Source organism: Muribaculum sp., assembly GCF_029051885.1.
Classification (GTDB): domain Bacteria; phylum Bacteroidota; class Bacteroidia; order Bacteroidales; family Muribaculaceae; genus Muribaculum.
Genome location: NZ_JAIDKI010000159.1, coordinates 1 through 2,138, shown reverse-complemented (window position 1 = coordinate 2,138; position 2,138 = coordinate 1). Strand labels below are relative to the sequence as shown.

Genomic DNA, 2,138 nt, shown 5'->3' with positions numbered 1-2,138 from the left:
GGGGGGAGGGGGTCAACCCCACCCTGCGAACCGCTATGGCGGCTCTTGGGTGGGGCTAACGTTGTGGACGCCCCCAGAGGGGCTATGCGCTAACGCGTGGAGTTGTTGATGTAACGTAGTCACTATGTTGAGGAGTTGTAGCTGTCGCTTGGTCGCTATGTTGAGGATTTGTGGTTGCGATGGGATATTGTGGAGTAGGGATGCGAGATTGTGGGGATATATTTGGAGCAGTGGATGGATGTTGGTGTTTTGCGTGTTGGGCACAATTGGCAAAGAATGATCCGGATTATGATGGTCGGGATTGGCAGCTCAACGCGTTAGCGCATAGCCCCTTTGGGGGCGTTCACAACGTTAGCCTATGGCAAGAGCCGCGTTAGCGGTTCGCAGCCATAGGTTTGGGGTGTATATACAGGCATGCCTGGCGTAGCCCGGCGACTAACCAAATTAATGTGTAATGCTTACTACCGCGCCTTGCGGGGTGATGCCCTCGACGGCGATGCCGATGTCGGACGGGGACATGTTGGCGGGGATGGGAAGCTCTATCGATTGTGTGAGGTCGACTGTCGGTAGCCAGCGTAGGGTTGCTCCGGTCTGTTCCTCCGGAATACCTTCAGGAGTATACGCTGGGGTGTAGAATTTTTTGCGCTTCTGGTATCCGAGTGGAGTTATGAGTTTGAATTCCTTTGGAAGTTTACGCCGGAATTTATGGGAATTTTTGGTGTTGATACTGAGTATTCCTCCGGTCTTATCCGTAATGTTGCTAATTCCCGGCTTGAAAAGTACAGCCAGATGGGGTGGTATATATGATACTGATGCATTGTCGAGGTAAGGATACATGTCTTCGAGGTCGGCCAATGATATTCTGTTTTCTTCATTATTGACTTCATGGACATCATTGGGAGAGGCCCCTGACGCAGTTGTTCCTCCTTTTAGCGCATTTGCAGCCATGTTGGCCGAATAGACTCCAAGTCCTCGATATTGAAGGCCGCCGCCAAAAGATGACGGGGTGTTTGAGATTTGGCCGCTTTTAGAGCTGATTGCAACATTTCCGCTCCTTTTGGGAGGTGTGAAATTACCGCGTATCACATTCCGCAGGATTTTGGTCTCATCGGCATAGTAACCGATATAACGGCCATCTACCCAGATGCTTACCGGTACTTGGTGGTGCATTAGAATATTTCCGACTATGTTTATGCCTGGCACATTGGCCACGGCATCGGCATAGCAGAGTATGTTTTCATCCTCGCCGGGGCGGACTGTCATATAAGAAAGTCGCTCAATTATATTCTCACCCTTGTAACGATTTTTTCCGTGGACAATCACCTCCTGGAGAGCGACATGCATGCCCTGGATGGATGACTTTATGCGCGCTATATACTCCTCGGCATCAGATTCCGACGATTCATGCAACTGCTTCTGAGGCAGAGCCGTCACTTCGGGATAGCTATCGAAATCGGGATAGATGTTTTCTTCGAAATATCCTTTTTTGTTGAGTGCTCCTATTACAAAATATGTGCCATCGGGCCATTCGATTCCGGTGATGTGGAAGCGCCCGAGGGAGTCGGTGACGGCCGATGCGCCGTCGGCCATGCGCGGGGCGAGCACGTTGGCAGTTACGCCTGCGAGGGGTTTTCCGCGCCATTTTGAGCGGATTACTCCGTCGAGCTGTGCTCCGATTTCAAGCGGGTAGGGGAGGGAGTCGTTGATTTCGCCGCGAATGGCCGCCGGCATGTCGTAGCGTGTCCATCCCTGAGTCAGCATCAGTGCGTCGGCCGCCGGGTCGGCCTCACGGCGCGGTGCGCGCAGATACCATGCCGCATCCTCGATGTGTCCGCGCAGGTCGTTTTGCATCAGCAGTTGCGATGCGATGGTGACGGTGGTGTCGGGCGACGATATGCGACCGTCGACTATGGCCACGGCCACGTCGGCTCCACCCTCTACGGCAGGAATGATGACCACGTGGCGCGCGGAGTCGACCGTGATTTTCAGCTGTTGGGCGTTGGCCGGTGTCAGCGCAGCCGATGCAGCAATTGCGGTGGTGAGGATGGATTTAATGTAGGAATTCATACGCGGATTTTCGACAGATAGGTGAGTATGCGGGCATTTTCCATGGATTGCGGATTGTAAGTGATTTTCCA

The 2,138-nt window shown here is 53.1% G+C and carries 1 protein-coding gene; it reads right to left on the bottom strand.

Annotation, left to right across the window (positions count from 1 at the left end):
* Positions 1–444 precede the first annotated feature (444 nt).
* Positions 445–2,067, bottom strand: coding sequence for a hypothetical protein (locus K2I50_RS06895; protein WP_301025526.1), 1,623 nt, complete (start codon positions 2,065–2,067; stop codon positions 445–447).
* Positions 2,068–2,138: the final 71 nt, after the last annotated feature.

Bases quoted from the DNA above. Each gene is read 5' to 3' on its own strand.
- K2I50_RS06895 (WP_301025526.1), bottom strand. From the start codon at position 2,067: ATGAATTCCTACATTAAATCCATCCTCACCACCGCAATTGCTGCATCG.